General features: G+C 70.4%; 15 protein-coding genes. 8 read left to right on the top strand and 7 right to left on the bottom strand.

Going from position 1 to position 17,788, the window contains the following annotated elements:
- Positions 1 to 211: 211 nt before the first annotated feature.
- Positions 212 to 1,207: a LacI family DNA-binding transcriptional regulator gene (locus ACIA8K_RS18425; RefSeq protein ID WP_396060313.1), complete on the bottom strand. Its 996-nt coding sequence runs from the start codon at positions 1,205 to 1,207 to the stop codon at positions 212 to 214.
- 105 nt (positions 1,208 to 1,312) lie between these two features.
- Here ACIA8K_RS18425 and ACIA8K_RS18420 point away from each other — a divergent pair, with 105 nt between their 5' ends.
- Entirely contained in the window at positions 1,313 to 1,438 is a 126-nt protein-coding gene (locus ACIA8K_RS18420) for a hypothetical protein (protein WP_396060312.1), read from the top strand.
- A 138-nt stretch (positions 1,439 to 1,576) separates the two neighbouring features.
- On the opposite strand, the gene ACIA8K_RS18415 is transcribed toward ACIA8K_RS18420, so the two are convergent.
- On the bottom strand, positions 1,577 to 2,440 hold the full coding sequence (locus ACIA8K_RS18415; RefSeq protein WP_396060310.1) for an aldo/keto reductase: 864 nt from the start codon (positions 2,438 to 2,440) through the stop codon (positions 1,577 to 1,579).
- A 111-nt stretch (positions 2,441 to 2,551) separates the two neighbouring features.
- Between ACIA8K_RS18415 and ACIA8K_RS18410 the strand changes: the two genes are divergently transcribed.
- On the top strand, positions 2,552 to 3,790 hold the full coding sequence (locus tag ACIA8K_RS18410) for an MFS transporter (RefSeq protein ID WP_396060307.1): 1,239 nt from the start codon (positions 2,552 to 2,554) through the stop codon (positions 3,788 to 3,790).
- Between the two features lie 24 nt (positions 3,791 to 3,814).
- Here the strand turns inward: ACIA8K_RS18410 and ACIA8K_RS18405 are convergent, their stop codons facing one another.
- Positions 3,815 to 4,507: a hypothetical protein gene (locus ACIA8K_RS18405; protein ID WP_396060305.1), complete on the bottom strand. Its 693-nt coding sequence runs from the start codon at positions 4,505 to 4,507 to the stop codon at positions 3,815 to 3,817.
- Between the two features lie 159 nt (positions 4,508 to 4,666).
- On the opposite strand from ACIA8K_RS18405, the gene ACIA8K_RS18400 reads away from it, so the two are divergent.
- From ACIA8K_RS18400 to ACIA8K_RS18390, 3 genes are all read left to right on the top strand, one after another.
- On the top strand, positions 4,667 to 5,122 hold the full coding sequence (locus ACIA8K_RS18400; RefSeq protein ID WP_396060302.1) for a pyridoxamine 5'-phosphate oxidase family protein: 456 nt from the start codon (positions 4,667 to 4,669) through the stop codon (positions 5,120 to 5,122).
- Between the two features lie 618 nt (positions 5,123 to 5,740).
- Complete coding sequence (locus ACIA8K_RS18395; protein ID WP_396060300.1) at positions 5,741 to 6,757, top strand: hypothetical protein; 1,017 nt, start codon at positions 5,741 to 5,743, stop codon at positions 6,755 to 6,757.
- Positions 6,758 to 6,783: 26 nt separating this feature from the next.
- On the top strand, positions 6,784 to 9,042 hold the full coding sequence (locus ACIA8K_RS18390) for a putative bifunctional diguanylate cyclase/phosphodiesterase (protein WP_396060766.1): 2,259 nt from the start codon (positions 6,784 to 6,786) through the stop codon (positions 9,040 to 9,042).
- A 31-nt stretch (positions 9,043 to 9,073) separates the two neighbouring features.
- Here the strand turns inward: ACIA8K_RS18390 and ACIA8K_RS18385 are convergent, their stop codons facing one another.
- The 3 genes from ACIA8K_RS18385 to ACIA8K_RS18375 all read right to left on the bottom strand — a co-directional run bounded on the left by ACIA8K_RS18385 (position 9,074) and on the right by ACIA8K_RS18375 (position 13,217).
- Positions 9,074 to 9,499 (bottom strand): SgcJ/EcaC family oxidoreductase, encoded by a 426-nt coding sequence (locus ACIA8K_RS18385; RefSeq protein WP_396060297.1) that lies wholly within the window; start codon positions 9,497 to 9,499, stop codon positions 9,074 to 9,076.
- The gene (locus tag ACIA8K_RS18380; protein WP_396060294.1) at positions 9,429 to 10,451 is read right to left on the bottom strand and encodes a helix-turn-helix domain-containing protein; all 1,023 of its coding nucleotides are present in this window, start codon (positions 10,449 to 10,451) and stop codon (positions 9,429 to 9,431) included. Before ACIA8K_RS18380 ends, ACIA8K_RS18385 begins: the two co-directional genes overlap by 71 nt.
- 792 nt (positions 10,452 to 11,243) lie before the next feature.
- Entirely contained in the window at positions 11,244 to 13,217 is a 1,974-nt protein-coding gene (locus ACIA8K_RS18375) for a glycosyl hydrolase family 28-related protein (protein WP_396060291.1), read from the bottom strand.
- A gap of 296 nt (positions 13,218 to 13,513) precedes the next feature.
- Between ACIA8K_RS18375 and ACIA8K_RS18370 the strand changes: the two genes are divergently transcribed.
- Positions 13,514 to 13,909, top strand: a complete 396-nt coding sequence (locus tag ACIA8K_RS18370) for a YbaB/EbfC family nucleoid-associated protein (protein WP_396060289.1) — start codon at positions 13,514 to 13,516, stop codon at positions 13,907 to 13,909.
- Between the two features lie 148 nt (positions 13,910 to 14,057).
- Here ACIA8K_RS18370 and ACIA8K_RS18365 read toward each other — a convergent pair whose 3' ends face one another.
- Positions 14,058 to 15,206 (bottom strand): globin domain-containing protein, encoded by a 1,149-nt coding sequence (locus ACIA8K_RS18365; RefSeq protein WP_396060286.1) that lies wholly within the window; start codon positions 15,204 to 15,206, stop codon positions 14,058 to 14,060.
- A 394-nt stretch (positions 15,207 to 15,600) separates the two neighbouring features.
- Between ACIA8K_RS18365 and ACIA8K_RS18360 the strand changes: the two genes are divergently transcribed.
- Together ACIA8K_RS18360 and ACIA8K_RS18355 are read left to right on the top strand one after the other, a co-directional pair.
- A complete protein-coding gene (locus ACIA8K_RS18360) occupies positions 15,601 to 17,163 on the top strand; it encodes a DHA2 family efflux MFS transporter permease subunit (RefSeq protein ID WP_396060284.1) in 1,563 nt (520 codons plus the stop codon).
- Between the two features lie 76 nt (positions 17,164 to 17,239).
- Positions 17,240 to 17,776: a hypothetical protein gene (locus ACIA8K_RS18355; protein WP_396060281.1), complete on the top strand. Its 537-nt coding sequence runs from the start codon at positions 17,240 to 17,242 to the stop codon at positions 17,774 to 17,776.
- Positions 17,777 to 17,788: the final 12 nt, after the last annotated feature.

The raw sequence follows: 17,788 nt of genomic DNA, 5'->3' as shown, positions 1-17,788 counted from the left end.
GAAAACCGTGCGCCTGTGAATCCGTGCGCCCGTGAAACCGTGCGCCCGACAAACCGCATGCCCGAGAAAACCGTGTGCCCGAGGGAACCGTCCGCCCGAGAAACTGTGCGCACGAGAGAACCGTGCGCACGCAGACCTCGATCACGGTCCTCCCGAAACGTCCGGATCGGTCCGTCGGCCGCTCCATCAAGGGCCCGAGTAGCGGCGGTCGTTACGCGCTGCCGCGGACCACAAGTTCGACCGGCAGTACGGTCCGGCCGGGCGGTTCGCCGGCCAGCAGGCGTGCGGCCTCCGCGACCGCCACCGCCCCCATCCGCCGCTTGTCCAGGCTGACGCTGGTCAGCGGTGGATCTATCAGCTCCCCGATCGGCAGTCCGTCAAAGCCGACCACCGCACAGTCCCCCGGGATCGTCACGCCCAGGCGGCGGGCGGCCCGGTAGGCGCCGAGCGCGAGCAGGTCGTTGAAGGTGAACACCGCGGTCACCTCCGGCCGGGCGGCGCGCAGGCGGGTGAAGGCGTCCTCTCCCGACTCGACCGCCTGCACCGCGTCGACGATCGCGCCGTCCGGAACGGTCAGCCCGTGCGCGGCCGCGGCGGCCAGGAACGGTGGTCGCCGATCATGATCGGTCCCGCCGGTGCAGTCGATCATGCCGATCACTCGGTGGCCGCGGGATGCCAGGTGTGCGACTGCGGCCTGCACGCCGGCCGCCATGTCCGCCTCGACAACGCCGAACGCGGGCTCGCGCACCGGGCGGCCCATCACCACGAGCGGCAATCCCTCCAGCGCGGTGACGAGCGTGGCGTCCGGCGAGCTGAGGTAGCCGACGATCACGTCCACCTGGGCTCCGAGCGTGCGGATCAGGTCCGGCTCGCGGGTCTCGTCGTCCTGGGTGCTGCTGATCAGGACCTGCCAGCCGCGCTCTTCCGCGGCCTCGATCACGCCGGCGATCAGCTCGGGGAAGAACGGGTTCATCACGTCGGAGACGATCAGGCCGAGCGTGGTGGCGCCGGGGCGGACCAGGCCACGGCCGAAGCGGGACGGCCGGTAGTTCAGATCGCGGGCCGCGTCGAGCACGCGGCGGCGGGTCTCAGGGTCGATCTCGCCCTTGTCGTTGATCGCCCGGGACACGGTCTGGTGGGAGACGCCGGCCAGTCTGGCTACGTCCTTGAGGGTGACGCGCCGGGGCGGCTGCTGCTGTTCGCTCACGATCGTCGCATCGTATCCGGCCCACCGGAAAAGCCACTGGACGCCGGCCGCGCCTTCCCGTTAACGTTAACGTGATCGTTCACGGGAACGTTAACGGAGGAGATCATGGATATCCTGGCACTGCTCCTGAGCGTCGAGGCGACGAAGCGCTCATCCCGGTCGGCCCTGCCGGACGCGCCGGTAAAGAAGGAGAAACGGCGCTGGTGGCGGCTCACCAAGCGGCCAGAGTGACCCCACAGCCGCGCCCGCTCAAGCAGGCGCGCCTGCGCACCCTCACCAGCCGGCGCAGACGCACCACGAAGCCGGACCCCAGGAACGCGGCGAGGCCCGGCCGCACCGGCCGGGCCTCACGTCGTACCCGCGAAAGGTTTATGCCGCTGACAGGGTTTCGAAGTCGTCGTCGGAGAGGGTGATCTGGGCGGCGGAGACGTTCTGCTCAAGGTGCTTGACTGAGGACGTGCCGGGGATCGGGAGGATCACCGGGGAGCGGCGGAGCAGCCAGGCCAGCGCGACCTGGGACGGCGTGGCGCCGAGACGCTTCGCCGGCGCCTCAAGCGGGCCGCCGGCGCGCGCGAGACGGCCGGTCGCCAGCGGGTGCCACGGGATGAACGCGATGTCGTTCGCCTCCGCGTATTCGAGGACGTCCTCGGCGGCGCGATCCGCCACGTTGTAGCGGTTCTGCACGGCGACGATCGGCGCGATCGCGCGCGCGGCCTCGATCTGCGCGACCGTCACCTCGGACAGGCCGATGTGCTGGATCTTGCCCTCCGTGCGGAGTGCGTCCAGCTCGCCGATCTGGTCCTCGAGCGGAACCTTCGCGTCGATGCGGTGCAGCTGGAGCAGCGGGATGCGCTCCAGGCCGAGGTGGCGCAGGTTCAGCTCGGTCTGCTGGCGCAGGTACTCGGGGCGGCCGACCGGGGTCCAGATGTTCGGGCCCTGGCGGGTGAAGCCGACCTTGGTGGCAATGACCAGATTGTCACGGTACGGGTGAATCGCCTTCTTCAGCAGCAGGTCTGCCGTGTACGGGCCGTACGCATCCGCGGTGTCGATAAGCGTGATGCCGAGATCGACGGTACGGCGGAGCACGCGCAGCGCCTCGTCCGGGTCGGCCGGGTCACCCCAGACGCCAGGGCCGGTGAGCTGCATCGTCCCGTAGCCGAGCCGGGTGACGGGCAGGTCGCCGCCGATCGCGTACGAACCGGACGGCGTGGCGGACAGCAGGGTCTCGGACATGCGATGCCTTTCCTCAGGGGCGGTACACCATCATCTGACACCCATCATTTCCCGCCTGCCATGTAACAAAAGTCATCCCATGTTTCCGGCGTGTATGGGTAGCGTGTCCGGGTGCTCGGACCCTACAGAGACCTGCTGCGTGACCCGCGTGTCCGCACGCCCTTCGCGCTCGCCGTGATCGCCCGCCTGCCGTTCGCGATGGTGCCGCTCGGCCTGGTCGTGCTGGTCGAGGAGATCCGTGGCGAGTACTCCACCGCCGGCCTTGTCACCGGCGCGTTCGCCCTGGCCACGGCCGCGGGAACGCCTGTGTGGGCGTCGATGCTGGACCGGTTCGGACAGCCGCGCGTGGTGGCCGGGACCGCGGTCGCGTCGTCCGCGTTCCTGGTGGCGCTGACGCTGCTCGCCGTGCAGGGCGCGCCGGACGCGGTGCTGGTCGCGATGGCCGCTCTTGTCGGCATCATGTTCCCGCCGCTGAACCCGGCGATGCGGGTGGCCTGGTCCGCGGTGATCCCGGACGAGTCGCGCCGGGAGTCGGCGTGGGCGATGGACGCCGCGGCCGTGGAGACCATCTTCGTGGCCGGCCCGCTGCTGCTGACACTGCTGCTGACCGGCCCGCCCGCGCTGCCGCTGCTTGTCACAGCCGGGCTGATGACCGGCGGCGCGATCGGATACGTCCGGACCTATGCCGCCATATCCTGGCGGTCCGACGCCTCCACCTCCTCCCGGCGCGGCAGGTCCCCGCTGCGCGCGCCCGGCGTGCTGCTGACAGTGCTCACCGCCGCCGGCGTGGCGATCGGATTCGGTCACTTCGACGTGGGGCTCACCGCGACCGCGGAACGCATCTTCGAGTCGACCGGGATGCTCGGCGTTTTGTTCGCGTTCGTCGCCAGCGGCAGCGCGGCCGGCGGACTTGTCTACGGCGCACGGCGCTGGCCCGGGCAGCCCCGCCACCGGCTGCCGCTGACAATCGCCGGCTACGGCCTCGGCACCGGGCTGATCGCGCTGCTGATCTCGGCCACCGGCCACCCGCCGCTGCTCGTGCTGCTGCCACTGCTCACCCTGACCGGGCTGACAATCGCGCCCAGCCTGATCATCCAGCAGTCGCTCGTCGACACGTTCACGGCCGCGGACCGGCGCAGCGAGGCCCAGGGCTGGCTCTCCACAGGCATCACCGCGGGCAACGCGGGCGGGATGGCGATCGCCGGCCCGCTCATCGACAACGCCGGGCCGGCCGCCGCGTTCGCCGGCGCGGCCGTGGCACTGCTGACCACCGCCGTGCTGGCGACGGCGGCGCAACGCTGGTGGCGGCCCGTCCCGCGCGATCGAGGTCTCGCGCGGGACGGTGCCTGAGAGGACGTCCGTCGCGGCCCGGCCTCAGCTGACCTCTTCCACCTTGATGCTCGGGCCACCCGGCAGGATCGTGACGGTGTCGAAGCCGGCCTCGGTCCGCTCCTTGTAGGTGACCTCAACCTCCGTGACCACCTGCGCGACAATGCCGGCCGGCGGCACAACCTCCAGGTCCAGCAGCAGGTCGCGCGGGTTGAAGCCCTGCGGCGAGGTACGCGTCAGCGTCACCGTGTAGCCGGGCGTCGGCATCTGCAGGCGGCCGGCGACCCGCAGCGTGAACGGGCCGGGCGGCTGACGGTTGACGAACGCCGTCCACTCCGCCTCGATCGGCAGCGCACTGCCGGGGTTGTCGAGCACGTCGATCCGCTCCCGTGTGGTGGCGCCGACCACCTCGACGCCGACGGTGCCGAGCGTACTCGTGACCGGCAGCGACACCTCGTACGGCGTCTCCACCGGCAGGCCCACGCCAGCAAGCGTGCCGACGACCTCGATCTCCCAGTACTCGGGCTGGCGCACGTACACAAGCGGCACCAGGCCGACCGTCATGTTCGCCCACGGCTTGGTGCCCTTGACCCGCAGAACGTACTGCGGCGGGAACGTCTTCAGCATGATCACGTCGGCCGACTCGAAGTCGATCAGCCGGCTGGTGGTGGCGGGCGGCGCTTCGGTGAACGTCCTCAGCTGGACCTCGTCCGGGCCCAGGTGGCTCTCGCTGGTCATCCGGCTCTCCCTTCTGTTTCAAGGAGGAGCCGGCGGCCCCGCGCGCGGATACTGTCGGGTTCTGTCGTACCCCATGTCGAGGCGCGGTCCAGGCGGTGCGCGGCGCGGAAGCCCTCTCCCTCGCGCCGGTCACCGAGCAGCCGTGACAGCATGGGCCGCATGACGACCTGGCGGGACGTGGAGGAGGCGGCGCCGGAGTTCGCGGCGCGGGTGCGGGGGCTGTTCGACGCGCACAAGCACAAGACGATCGCGACGCTGCGGGCGGACGGTGGGCCGCGGATCTCCGGGATCGAGGCGTCGTTCGACGGGGGCGAGCTGACGTTCGGGTCGATGACGCACGCGCGCAAGGGGGCGGATCTGCACCGGGATCCCCGCTTCTCGCTGCACAGCGCCACTGTGGATCCGGTCGAGGGTGCGGAGGCGGACTGGCCGGGTGAGGCGAAGGTGTCCGGGCTTGCGCTGCCCGCGGGGCCGATCGTCGGCGGGCCGCCCGGCGAGCTGTTCCGCGCCACCATCACCTCGGTCACGCACACCCACCTCAACCCCGAGGCCACGCTCCTCGTCGTCGAGTGGTGGACGCCCACCCACGGCCTCCGCAGCCGCGAGCGGGAGTAACCACGCAACAACCACCCTGATCGCGTGCCGAGCCACGCCCGGATTCGTGAATCAGCCACCTCCCGGACCGGTGAACGCCCGGACGGGCCCGCCTACAGGGCGTTCCACGCTGCCGGGAATTCCACTTCCCAAAGGTCCCTGCGAATGAACGTGAATCACGTTAAGTGAAAACTATCTGACGTTCCGTGACGCGGGACCGGTAGATGATAATCGATGCGGGCAGCGATTCGAAAGGTCTTGCGACGCGGGGCCGATGCCCGCGGGAGCAAACGGCACGCGACCACGACGAGAGTGGGAATATCCGCTTTTGATAGGGTTTGGTGGTTCTCATGATCTATGCAACCGCCCGGAGGTCCACCGATCCGCCACCGCGCCACCCGACGCCGCACCATGATGACCGCCCTCGGCAGCGCCACGCTCGGCGGACAGGCCGGCAGAGGCGTCCGGCCGCGACCCGAACGGGTACGGCGCAGCCGCTCGCCTGGGTGATCTTCGCGGGGTCTGCGCCGAATGTCCGTAGGCGCACGCCGGGAGCGCATACCGTGATCGCGTCAACCTTGATCAGCGCCATCCGGGAAGGCGTATCGCCTCCGGCCTTCCATATAGGACAGTGAAGACATGGGTCGATCTTCGCTCACCGCCCTGGTGCCACTGCTCATCCTGACCGCCACGACCTCAGCCTGTGGGGTGGTGAGCCGTAATCCGGCCGCCACACTGCCCGCCGGCACCGTGCACGTGCTCCACTCCGCGAGCGTCGCACAACTGCCCGGTGGACGGGAGGCGCGTGGCGCGGGGCTCGTCGGCGGGCATGCGCTGCTGCACGTCCGGGAGACCGGCGTGGTGACGCGGGTCGACCGGCTCACCGCTCAGCGGTGGGGTCTGCCGGACGAGGTGCGCGCGGACGACGGCCACGAGCTGGTCTGGGCGTCGCTGTCGCTCGGCGGGCGCCAGTGGCGCAACAGCGACCGGGACGTGGAGTGGGCGACCATCTCGGTGCTGGCCGGCGGCGTGCGGACCACGCTCACCGTGCCGCTGACCGGCTCGATGGACCCGCAGGCGTACGCGGACGCGGTAATTGTCAGCGTGCCGCACGACGCGCCGGTGCTGCTGCAGCTGACCGACGACGGCGTCACCCAGAGCATCGACGTCCGCGCGGGCGCCAGGATCGACGACGCGCGCGGCGAGTACCCGCGCCCGCTGCAGGACCAGGGCCTCCGGTACGCCGGGAACGGCGCCTACCCCACCGGCGAGACAGTGCGGTTCCAGGCGCTCGCGGACGGGTACTCGCTGGAGCCGTGGGCGCCCGGCCTCGGCTGGGCACGGGACGGGCGCGCCTGGCTGGCGATCAAACGGCTCCGGGTCTCCGGCGGTGAGCCGCGGGAGGAGCTGACGCTCGACCCGTCGCGCACGTTCTCCGTGACGACCCCGGAGGGCGACGTGCACGTGGCCGACTCGGACCGGATCGCGGTGGATCTGAGCAGCGGCATCATCCCGCACGGCGTCTACGTCGAGGTGCCGGCCACGTTCCGGTACGGCGTGCTGCGGTTCGCCCCGGCCGGCCTGAAGCGCGGCCTGGACCCGGTCGACTGGCAGCGCCCACCGGCCCCCGCGGACTTCCCCATAAGTCTCAGCTGAGTCCAAAGCACGCCGATGGGCAGTTGGTGGAGGCCCGGGCCGAGGGACGTGACACGCGTGACTGGGGGTCCGCGGTCACCAACACCTCGATCGTGCTGGTCGGCGCCTACTTCGTCTGGTACGCGGCCGGCTGGGGCTCGGAGTGGACCCGCACTGTCGTCACGGACATCGTCTACGTACCGCTGGCGCTGGCGTTCACCGCACTTGCGGCGCGGGCCGCGTGTTACCGGCGGCTCGACCGGGCGGTCCGGCGCGCCTGGTGGGTGATCACCGCCGGATTCGCCTGCCAGCTGGTGGCGCACACGTCGTGGCTGATCGAGGAGACAGTCCTGCACCGGGACGTGTACCCCGCGTTCGCCGACTACTGGTTCCTCGCGTTCGTCCCGGTGATGTTCGCCGGCCTGCTGACGCTGCCCGGCGCGAACCGGAGGCAGCGCGACCACATCCGGTTGACGCTTGACGTGCTCACCGTCGGCGCCGGCACGTTCATGGTCTTCTGGTACCTGGTGCTCGGCCCGGTGATCGCCGCGAACGATTCAAGCCTCGGCACCAAGCTGCTGACAGTGGCGTTCCCGGTCGGCGACCTGGTACTCGTGCTGGCGGTGAGCACTGTGGCGCTGCGCCGCGCGACCCGGTCCGTGCAGGGCCCGGCCACGGTGCTGGCGTGCGCGATCGTCATGTTCGTGATCGCGGACATCAGCTACGTCTACATCCAGCTGCACGGCGGGTTCACCGGCGGCGACTGGCCGGACATGTTCTGGCTGGCCGGCTGCCTGCTGCTGGTGCTTGCCGCGGACCGGCAGTACCGCTGGGCGGAGAACCTGCAGATCCGCAAGGAACGGCGGCTGGTCGGCGCGCACCTGATCCCCTACGGCGCGATCGTGGTCGCCTACGGGCTGCTCGGCGTGGTGGCCGGTGCGGAGGGCGCGTACCCGTTCGGTGGCATGGTGGTCGGCTCGATCGCGCTTACCGGGCTGGTGCTGCTGCGGCAGGTCTACGCGCTCAAGGAGAACCAGGAGCTGGCCGTCACCGACCCGCTGACCGGGCTGGCCAACCGGTCGCTGGTCAACGACCGGCTGGCCGCGGTGACCGCCCAGCCGATCCGCGCGCACCGGCGTACGGCAGTGCTGCTCATCGACCTCGACCGGTTCAAGCCGATCAACGACGGCTACGGCCACGAGGCCGGTGACGCGGTCCTGGTCGCGGTCGGCGCCGCACTACTGTCCTGCGTGCGCCGCAAGGACACGGTCGGCCGGCTGGGCGGTGACGAGTTCGCGGTGATCCTGGAGGACCTGCCGGACCAGGCCGCGGCCGAGACGACCGCGCAACGCATCCTTGAGGCGCTGCGCCTGCCGGTGCTCTTCGGTGCACACCTGCTCGGCGTGGAGGCAAGCATCGGCGTCGCGTTCCGGAACACACCCACCGCGGACGGCGACACGCTGCTGCACCAGGCGGACGTGGCCATGTACACAGCGAAACGCGCGGGCCGCGGCCGGTACGCGGTCTACGCGCCGGAGCTGGACGGCAGCACCCGGGACGCGGGCCTGCGCCGGGCGATCGAGACCGGCCGGATGGTGCTGCACTACCAGCCGGAGTTCGCGCTCGCGGACGGCCGGATCACCCGCATCGAGGCGCTGGTCCGCTGGGACCACCCCACGCACGGCCTGCTGATGCCTGAGGACTTCATCGACCTCGCGGACGAGACCGGCGCGATCACCCAGCTCGGCGAATGGGTGCTGCGGAGGGCGTGCCGCGACGCCCGCCACTTCCCGTGCGGTGTCGCGATCAACGTCTCGAAACGCCAGTTGGCCCAGCCCGACCTGGTCGCGTCCGTCCGCCGGGTCCTGCACGACACCGGCCTGCCCGCGAGCCGCCTCACGCTCGAGGTCACCGAGACCGCGCTGCTGCCCGCTGACGACCAGCTGCACGCCCGTCTCAACGACCTGCGCGCGCTGGGCGTCTCGCTCACTGTCGACGACTTCGGAGTCGGCGATGCCGCGCTCAACGTCCTGCGCCGCCTGCCGGTGTCCGCCTTCAAGATCCATGGCTCGCTCACCGCCGGCGTCCACGCCGACATCTCGGCCCGCGCGCTTGTCGCCGCGCTTGTCGACGCCGGTCACGCGCTCGGCCTGGAGGTCGTCGCGGAGGCCACCGAAAACGCGGAACAGGTGGCCGCGCTCCGCACGATGGGCTGCGACCGGGCCCAGGGCTTCCAGCTCTGCCCGCCTCTCCCGCACGCGGAGCTGGAAGAACGCCTGGCCACTCTGCTCAGCGCGCAGAGCTGAGACCCGCCGGTTGGCTACGATCCAGCGGCGGTCAGGACTCCAGCGCCATCATCGCGTCGATCGAGAGCACCCGGGCGTTCTGCAGCGCCACGACCTCCCAGCGCTCGTTCTGCCGGACCACCGTGATCAGCTGCATCGTGGAGCGGTGGGCCGGCGGCGCGTCCTCGCCGGGGAGCTGGATGCCGGCCCGGTGGTGCAGCACGCCCCAGCCGGGACGGATGATCCGGGCGATCGGCACCTCGCTGCGTTCCAGCCGGGAGCCTTTCATCACGGTGTCGAAGATCGGCTGGGTGACCGCGATCAGTTCCGCACGTCCCTTGAGGATCGTGCCGTCGAACTCGACGAAGTCGGCGTCCTCCGCGAAGTCGCCGAAGAACGCGGCGGCGTCACCCGCGTTCCAGCCCGCGCACATCCGGGCGGGGATCGCACGCATCGCCTCGATTGACTCTTGTTCCATGCGCTCCATCCTGACCCGGACCGGACGCGAGCGCCTTGACCGTCCGTGCACGGCCGCTGGACGTGAGCGCCGCCGCGTTGTATCCGTAGGCAGCCTTGAACAACCGGCTGAAGTGCGCCGGGTCGGCGAACCCCCAGCGCGCGGCGACTGATGCGACAGTGCGCCCGGTCCCGGCCAGGTCCGCGTGGCATCGTTCCAGCCGGCGGCGGCGGATCAGCGCGGCCACTGTCAGCGGTGCGCCCTCGAAGAGCTTGTGCAGCCGGCGCACGGACATGTGGTGGGCAGCCGCGATCGAGGCCGGCGTCAGATCCCGGTCCGCCAGCCGCGCCTCGACGAATCCGGCGATCCGGTCCCGCAGCGCCTCGTCGTCCGGGACCGCGCCGGCATCGCCGAGCTGGGCGGCGAGCGCCACCGAGATCAGCTCGACCACCGCGGCCGCGGACCGGACCTCCTCCACCGCGCGAAAGCCGGTAAGCGGCCGGGCCATCTCCCGGACCAGCGAGGACACCAGCGCGGCAGGGCCACTGTCACCGCGGATCCGCACGCCGGCCAGCCGGTCCGCGTCAGCCGCGCGGAGCCGTAACGCCTGCCGCGGCACCAGCATGCTCACCCGAGTGGCGTCGGTGCTGGCGAACCAGACCGGCCGGACCGGGTCGATCAGGATCAGGTCCGCCGGTCCGAGCTCGGCGGTGCCGCCGCCCTGTTCAGCCCGGACCCGCCCGCGCAGCATCACGTCGAGCTGCCACATCTCCGCGTGCGCGGCGAGCCCGGACCGCGCGTCCCGGAAGCACTCGCCGCCGGGCGTGCGGATCTCGGCCAGCCGCAGCGGGCCGAGCGTGCGGGTCACCACCCCGGCGCGGAAGTCGTCACCGAGCCGCCGTGCGCCGCGCAAGGGCGGGAGCCCGCTTGTCGCGAGCGTCTCCAGGAAGGTCTCGGCACCGGTCAGGATCATGAACCCACGGTAACGGCGCCCCGGTAGGGGCGACCAGGATCGAGTGGGCGTAGCGGCGATGCCCGCATCGGCAGCACGGGCGCCACCCTGAGGAGCGGCGGCCGGCACGAACGTAATGCAAGGTTTCTGCGACCGTTGCTGCCTAATAGGTCACGCTATCCGAGGCCTTATTGGCTGATTCCCACAAGGTGCACATGGCGAATTCATGACGGTGCCGGAAATCGGCTTTCCCCTCCATCCCGTGACACCATGTATCAATGCGGCAACTACAGATGTTCACGACTGTCCAGCTGGCCACGATGCGCGATCGCACCGCCTCACGGTCTTATTCACCCGCGGCCGAGGAGTTCCGCCGCGTGCACGAGCGCCACCGCGCCTGGGGTCTCGCGATCCGGAACGCCAGGCGCCTTCGCCTGGCCCGCGGTGGTGCTCCCGAACCGGAGTGACACGATGGCGATGAGCCCGCGGTCGCGACGGAGAGGGGTGATCCCCTCGCACTGGCCTGCGCGACGTCGATGGGCCGGTCCGGCGACCCGCCCGGTCATCTCCGCCTCCGCATGATTTCTATTCAGGCGGCTGTCCGCCCGGCGCAACGCCGTCCTCACATTTATATGCCTTGTCGCAGGCGAAGCCCGAGACATATCCGCCGCAGCTGCGGACTCCACCCCGTCGTCACCGAGATTGCGGCGGCCTGGATCGGATAGCCGACGCCCACCGCCTGATGGAGTCGAATGCACAGGTTCGGGTGCCGTGAGCGCCGGCACCCCACCCAGGGTGCCGGCGCTGGCAGCGCTACCCCCAGGGCGAGGGCGCCGGCGGTGCGACCACCGGGGGACGGTCGTCGCAGGTGATCGTGTTCGGCAGCATCCAGGCCGCAAGCCAGCCGCCGTCGTTGCCGCCACCGTCCGTCAGTGCGAACTCGGACCCCGCCGGGGTGAAGCCGAAGCTTCCGCAGTTGTTCACCCCGACCGCGCCCACGTTCCGGGCATCCACGTCGGACAGGTAGACCGACCCGGCCGCCCGCGCGCTCAGCACCGACGTCCCAGTCCCGTCCACCCGTGTCCGGGTGACCCGGACGTTGCTGATCGAGTAGAGGTCCTTCACCGGCCAGTCGGACACCAGCATGATCGCGTTGTAGGTGCTGTCCAGGAAGTGGTTGCCGTCGGCGGAGATGCCGGACGAGATACTGCTCTCCAGCGCGTAGATCCAGAGTGCGCCCAGCCCGACCTTCCAGTTCAGCTCGAACGTCCCGGCCCGTACCGTCGTGTTGTCGGTGAAGTGCAGGACGCCGGCGAACGGGAGCGCGCCGAACCGGGAGCCGGCGTGCAGCGCGCTGCCCTCCCGGATCGGGTCCGCGATCAGGTTGCGGGAGACCGTGTTGTCAGTGCCGCCGTAGATCGCGATGCCGTTGGCCAGCACCGGCGTCTGCACTGTGTTCCTGTCGAACGTGTTGCGCGCGTTGGCGGCCGTCTCCGACCACATCGCCAGCCCGTCGTCGCCGGAGTTGCGCACAACGTTGTTGCTGACCACGGAGTCCGTCACGCCGATGTGGAAGTTGAGCCCGTCGGCAATCTGATCGACGATGATGTTGCCGAGGATCCGGGTGCGCGTCATCGGCCCGTCGAACCACAGCCCGACCTTGGTGTGCCGGATGTGCAGTCCTTCGATCACGGAGTCGCTCATCGCGCCGCCGACGCCGTTGACCTGGTCCTTGTCGATCCGCTCCCGCACATCGCCCTCGATGGCGAAGTGTGCCAGACGGACATGCCGCGAGTTCTGGCCGTAGAACCCGACGCCGGTATGCGTGGACCCGTCCGGAGCAGGCGTCTCAAGCGCCACCGACCGCCCCTTGACGATCGTGTACCAGTTACCCGCGCCCTCGATCGTCACGTCGTCCACGATGATGTGCCGATTCACCTGGTACGTCCCCGGCGGCAGATACACCGGCACCCGCGCCACCCGCGCGAACCGGATCGCCCGCTCGATCGCCGGCGCCGCATCCCGCCGGCCCGTCGGGTCCGCCCCGAAGGCCAGCACGTTCGCGGCTTTGAGCAGCACCCGCGGCGCCCCCACCATCTCCGAGTCGAGCAGATCGATCACCGTCCAGGAGGCCGCCGCGGACGCGGTGAGCCGTACCCGGTCGCCCGCCTGGTAACCGCGTCCCAGCAGCAACCGCTGCTCGTCGTAGAAGTGACTCGGCCGGAAGGGCTTCGAGATCACCGGCGTCGGCGTGGTCTCCGCGGGCACACACCCGCACTCGGTGATCCACCAGTCCGGGTGCAGCAACTCGGCACCCGGGTCGTTCGTGAACGGATACTGGTTGTACAGCCACGAGTATTCCGAGGTCAGCGTCATGGTGCGGGCATCGCGTCCGTTGACCGTGACACCGAGCGGCGCCGTGATCCCACCCCCGCCCGGCGCGTCCGGGATGCTGTACCGCACCGTGATCGCGTTCGCCGCGCGCGGCAGCGTGAACTCCACCCACTGTCCCGGCGCGAGTGACACGGCGCTCCGCCCGGACGCCTCCGCGGGCAGTGTGTACGCGTCCCGCCCCGGCCCGATGACGGTGCCGCTGGTGACCGCGCGCTCCGCCTCCTGCTCCAGGAACGGCACGTCCGCCCCGCGCCCGGCGGTGAGTGCGGGATCGAGGGCGGCCCGGGTGACGGGCGTGGATGGTGCGGCGGCGGAGGCGGGGGCGGCGACGAGGCCGGTGAGGAGCACGGCGGTCGCGATCACCCCTCCCGCGCGGCGGTGGCGCAAGGACATGGCAGCGCTCGATTCATCGATGGAGGACCGACTCTAAAAAGCGCGTACCGTCCCGCACAAGGCCACTGCGCAATATTTCCGTAATCTCGTCGAATTCTTGCGGACCAAACCACACAATCAGACAACGCTGAGGGGAGACTGCCGTGGCCCGGGAACCCGGCCGCTCCCCGGCCCGTCGGACTGGTCACCGGCACATACGATGTCCGCGGCGATCGCGGACCGGTGGGAGGAGGCGCATGGAGAGCGGGGCTCTGGGCGGGGGCGGGATTCTGGATCCCGACGGTGCCATGGATCGGATGCGTGCCTGGAAGGGCCGGATCGACAAGCTGGCGGCCGACACCAAGACGATGAGCGACCGGCTGGGCGAGCTCCGGGTCACGCTCGCGGACGAGCACGACCTGGTCGAGGTCACCATCGACTCCACAGGCGCGCTGCTCGACCTGAGGTTCACCCGCGGCAGCCAGCGGGTCAGCCCGGACGAGCTGGCGCGCACCGTGATGGCCACGATCCGGCTGGCCAAGGCGACGGTCGCGGACCGCTCGCAGGAGATCATCGCGGAGACCGTGGGCACCGATTCGCCTGCCGCGCGCGCGATCGCGGAGCGCGTCGACAAACAGCTGCGCCCCGAGCCGGAGGCGCCCGGCTGGGAGCCCGGCACGTCGGGCTACGACGGTCACGGCTGGCGGGGGTAGCCCGACCAGCCTCGCCACGCTGATCAACGGCAGACCCACACCGCAGATTTTCCCGCTCCCGCCGGGCTCGAGCCCCGCGTGCTCCCGCGGGCCGCGGCATCCGTGGGCGCACGATCAAACCCGGGGTGAGGAACGCCTGACCCGGGCGTCAGGCGGCCACCGGGGCCGCGGTGTGGAACCGGTCGGAGCCGAAGACCTCGTAGCGGATGCGCTCGGTGGGCGCGCCGCGGGCCAACAGCGCGGCCCGGACCGCGCGCATGAACGGGATCGGCCCGCACAGGTACACCTCGGTCTCCGGCGTCACCGGCAGCAGCTCCGGGTCCATCCGCTCGCCGTACCAGACGCGGCTGTCGAAGTTCGGGATCAGTGCGCCGTGCGCGGCCACCCAGTCGCGCAGCGCGTGCCGCTCCGGCGTGCGTTCCGCGTGCGCGAGCGTCACCACGCGTCCCGGCTGGGTGGCCGCCACGTGCGCCAGGATCGACGCGATAGTGGTGACCCCCACCCCGGCGCTGATCAGCAACAACGGCCCGTCGCCCGGGGGTGGCGAGAGGTCGCCGTACGGCGGGCTGACGGTCAGCACGTCCCCGGCGTGCACGGACGCGTGCAGCCACCCGGAGACCGCGCCGCCCGGCACGTGCCGCACGGTGATGCGCAGCGGCTCACCCGGCGCGCCGGTAAGCGAGTACTGCCGGATCTGGCGGGTGCCGTCCGGCAGGTCCGCCGCGACGCTGATGTACTGCCCCGGCTGGAACGGCGCCGCCCAGTCCACCGTGAATGACACGGTGTCCGCGGCCGCCTGCTCGCGGCCAAGCACTGTCACCCGGCGGAACGGCTCGGTGCCGGTGACGCCTGCCGACGCGTAGAGCCGGGCCTCCCGCCCGATCAGCCGCACCGCGAACAGCCAGTAGACCTCGTCCCAGGCGGCCGCGACCGCGGGGGTGACCGCGGCGCCGAGCACCGTGCCGACCGCGCCGAGCAGGTACTTCCCGACCAGGGTGTACTGCTCCGGGCGGATGCCGAGCGCGGCGTGCCGCTGGGCGATCCGCTCCACGATGCGGTCCACGGTGGAGGTGGGGAGGCCACCGACGCCGGCCAGCTGCGCGCCGTACGCCGCGATCGCGCCCGCCAGCGCCGCCTTCTGCTCGCCGGTCGCCTGCGCGCTGCGGCTGAACAGGTTCAGCAGGTCCGGGTGGTCACCGAGCATCGTGTCGTAGAACGTGCCGGTGATCGCCTCCAGGTGCTCGCCGACCGCGGGCAGTGTGGCCCGCACGATCGGCGCGCTGGCTTCTGAGAGCACTCTTCCTCCAAGGGGTCGCAGAACGACTGTCTCAGCGACCCGTCGACGGCATGATCGTGTTCGGCGTAGGTCACACGCACGGGTGGTGCCGCCTCCGACGGCCGATGAATGCAACGCGGCGGTAACGTAAACGTGGTGCGTCATATATTCCGCACGTGACGCTCGTCTCGGGAATGCGATTTCGGATCGATGGCGTCAAACCGGAACAATGGCAACATCTGTCACTGGAAAAGCCGCCGTGACCAGCGCCGAAAAGCGGAGCAAAACTCGGCAGGACGGGTTCGGTGCGCAGCTCACGCCGTACCCCCGAAGTGTTGTTGGGCTTTCTAACCGATGTGCGCATGCGCCTGGTTAATGATTAGGCTTGGCCCGGAATTTGTCCCGGGGGGAGCCCATGAGTAGCCAGTCAGCGCCCGTAACATCACAGAAACTTGATGGTGCGGTTCTAAAAATCGCCGGGGTAGTCGTCCTCGGCGCCATCATGTCGATCCTGGACGTGACAGTCGTCAGCGTGGCGCTGCCGACGTTCCAGGAGGAGTTCGGCGCCACCTACGCGCGCGTCGCCTGGACCATGACGGGGTACACGCTGGCGCTCGCCACAGTCATCCCGCTCACCGGCTGGGCGGCCGACCGGTTCGGCACCAAGCGGCTCTACATGGCCGCGGTCGCGCTGTTCACGATCGGCTCCGTGCTCTGCGCGCTTGCCGACTCGATCAGCATGCTCATCGCGTTCCGGGTGCTGCAGGGCCTCGGCGGCGGCATGCTGATGCCGCTCGGCATGACGATCATGACGCGCGCCGCCGGCCCGGAGCGGATCGGCCGGCTGATGGCGGTGCTCGGCGTGCCGATGCTTCTCGGCCCGATCGGCGGCCCGATCCTGGGCGGCTGGCTGATCGACATCGCCTCCTGGCACTGGATCTTCCTGATCAACCTGCCGATCGGCATCATCGCGCTCGTCTACGCGTGGCTGGTACTGCCGAAGGACAACCCGGAGCCGTCCGAGTCGTTCGACTTCCTCGGCATGCTGATGCTGTCGCCGGGCCTGGCCGCGCTGCTGTTCGGCCTGTCGTCGCTGCCCGAGGAGGGCACTGTCACCGCGACGAAGGTGTGGGCACCGATGCTCGTTGGCGCGCTGCTGGTGATCGGCTTCGTGCTCTACTCGTTCAAGCCGAAGCACCCGCTGCTCGACCTGCGCCTGTTCCGCAACCGGAACCTGGCGGTCGCCTCGATCACGATCACCGTGTTCATCGTCGCGTTCATGGGCGCCGGCCTGCTCTTCCCGAGCTACTTCCTTCAGGTGCGCGGCGAGTCGACGCTGCACGCGGGCCTGCTGATGGCGCCGCAGGGCCTGGGCGCGATGGTCACCATGCCGATCGCGGGCATGCTCGCGGACCGGGTGCCGGTCGGCCGTACCGTGCCGTTCGCGCTGCTGCTGATCGCGCTCGGCATGTTCACCTTCACCCAGCTGGACGCGGACACGTCGTACCTGCTGCTCTGCGGTTCGCTGTTCGTGATGGGCCTGGGCATGGGCGGCACCATGATGCCGATCATGACGTCCGCGCTGAAGACGCTCACCAGCCACGAGGTCGCGCGCGGCTCCACGCTCGTGAACATCCTCCAGCAGATCGGCGGCTCGGTCGGCACCGCGATCATGTCGGTGGTGCTCACCAGCCACCTCGACGGCTCCACCGCCGTTCCCACCCCGAACGGGGGAACTGTCACCGAGGCGCAGATCGCGATCGGCTCACAGTTGAACCCGGCGTCCGCGCAGGGCGTCGACCCGTCGCTCATCCAGCGCGGCCTGGACTTCGCCGCGAACTCGTTCGGCAACACGTTCTGGGTCGCGTTCGGCCTGGTGCTGTTCACACTGGTCCCGGCGTTCTTCCTGCCGCGCCGCCGCGAGGTCTCCCACCTCAACGACGACCAGCCGGCCGCCGCGCCGATCATGGTGCACTGACCGACCATCCGTGCGGCCCCGGGATTGACGACCCCGGGGCCGTTTCGTGTTCTCCTGACCGCTACCGTCCCGCGCCATGGACGTCGGTCAGTTCTACGCCGCGGTCGCCGGCATCAACTTCACGCTTCTCGGCCTCTGGTGGGTCGCGGTCACTGAGCGCCGCCAGCTCCGTGAGGGCGGCCCCCGGGTCCGCCGGATGGCCTACACGGTCTCGCTGCAGTTCCTCATCCCCGGCGCGCTGTCGCTGCTCGCCCAGGTCGCGCCGGAGGTGCCGGCCTTCTGGCGCACCGCGTTCGCGCTGGCCGGCGTGCTCGGCACGGTCTCGATCCTGATGCTCTCGCCCGAGGTCGTGCGCGAGAACGAGATGACCCGCCGCGGCGCGCTCCTGCTCCGCCTCCTCGGCCTCCCGCTCTACCTGCTCGTCACGCTCGTCGCGGTCCTCCCGTTCCGCGGCCTCCCGCTCTCCTCGATCCAGATCGAGGGCATCATGCTCTCCATCCTGGTCTTCCTCGGCGCCCACACCGCCTGGACCGTCGGCATGGCCACACCGCCGGAGCCGGTGGAGTCGAGTCGGGGCTCCGCCCCCGCAGAGAGCCGGTCCCCGACGGGCTAGAACTACGGTGGC

This window comes from Catenuloplanes sp. NPDC051500 (assembly GCF_044454585.1).
GTDB lineage: Bacteria > Actinomycetota > Actinomycetes > Mycobacteriales > Micromonosporaceae > Catenuloplanes.
This window is presented reverse-complemented; position numbering and strand designations above follow the sequence as displayed.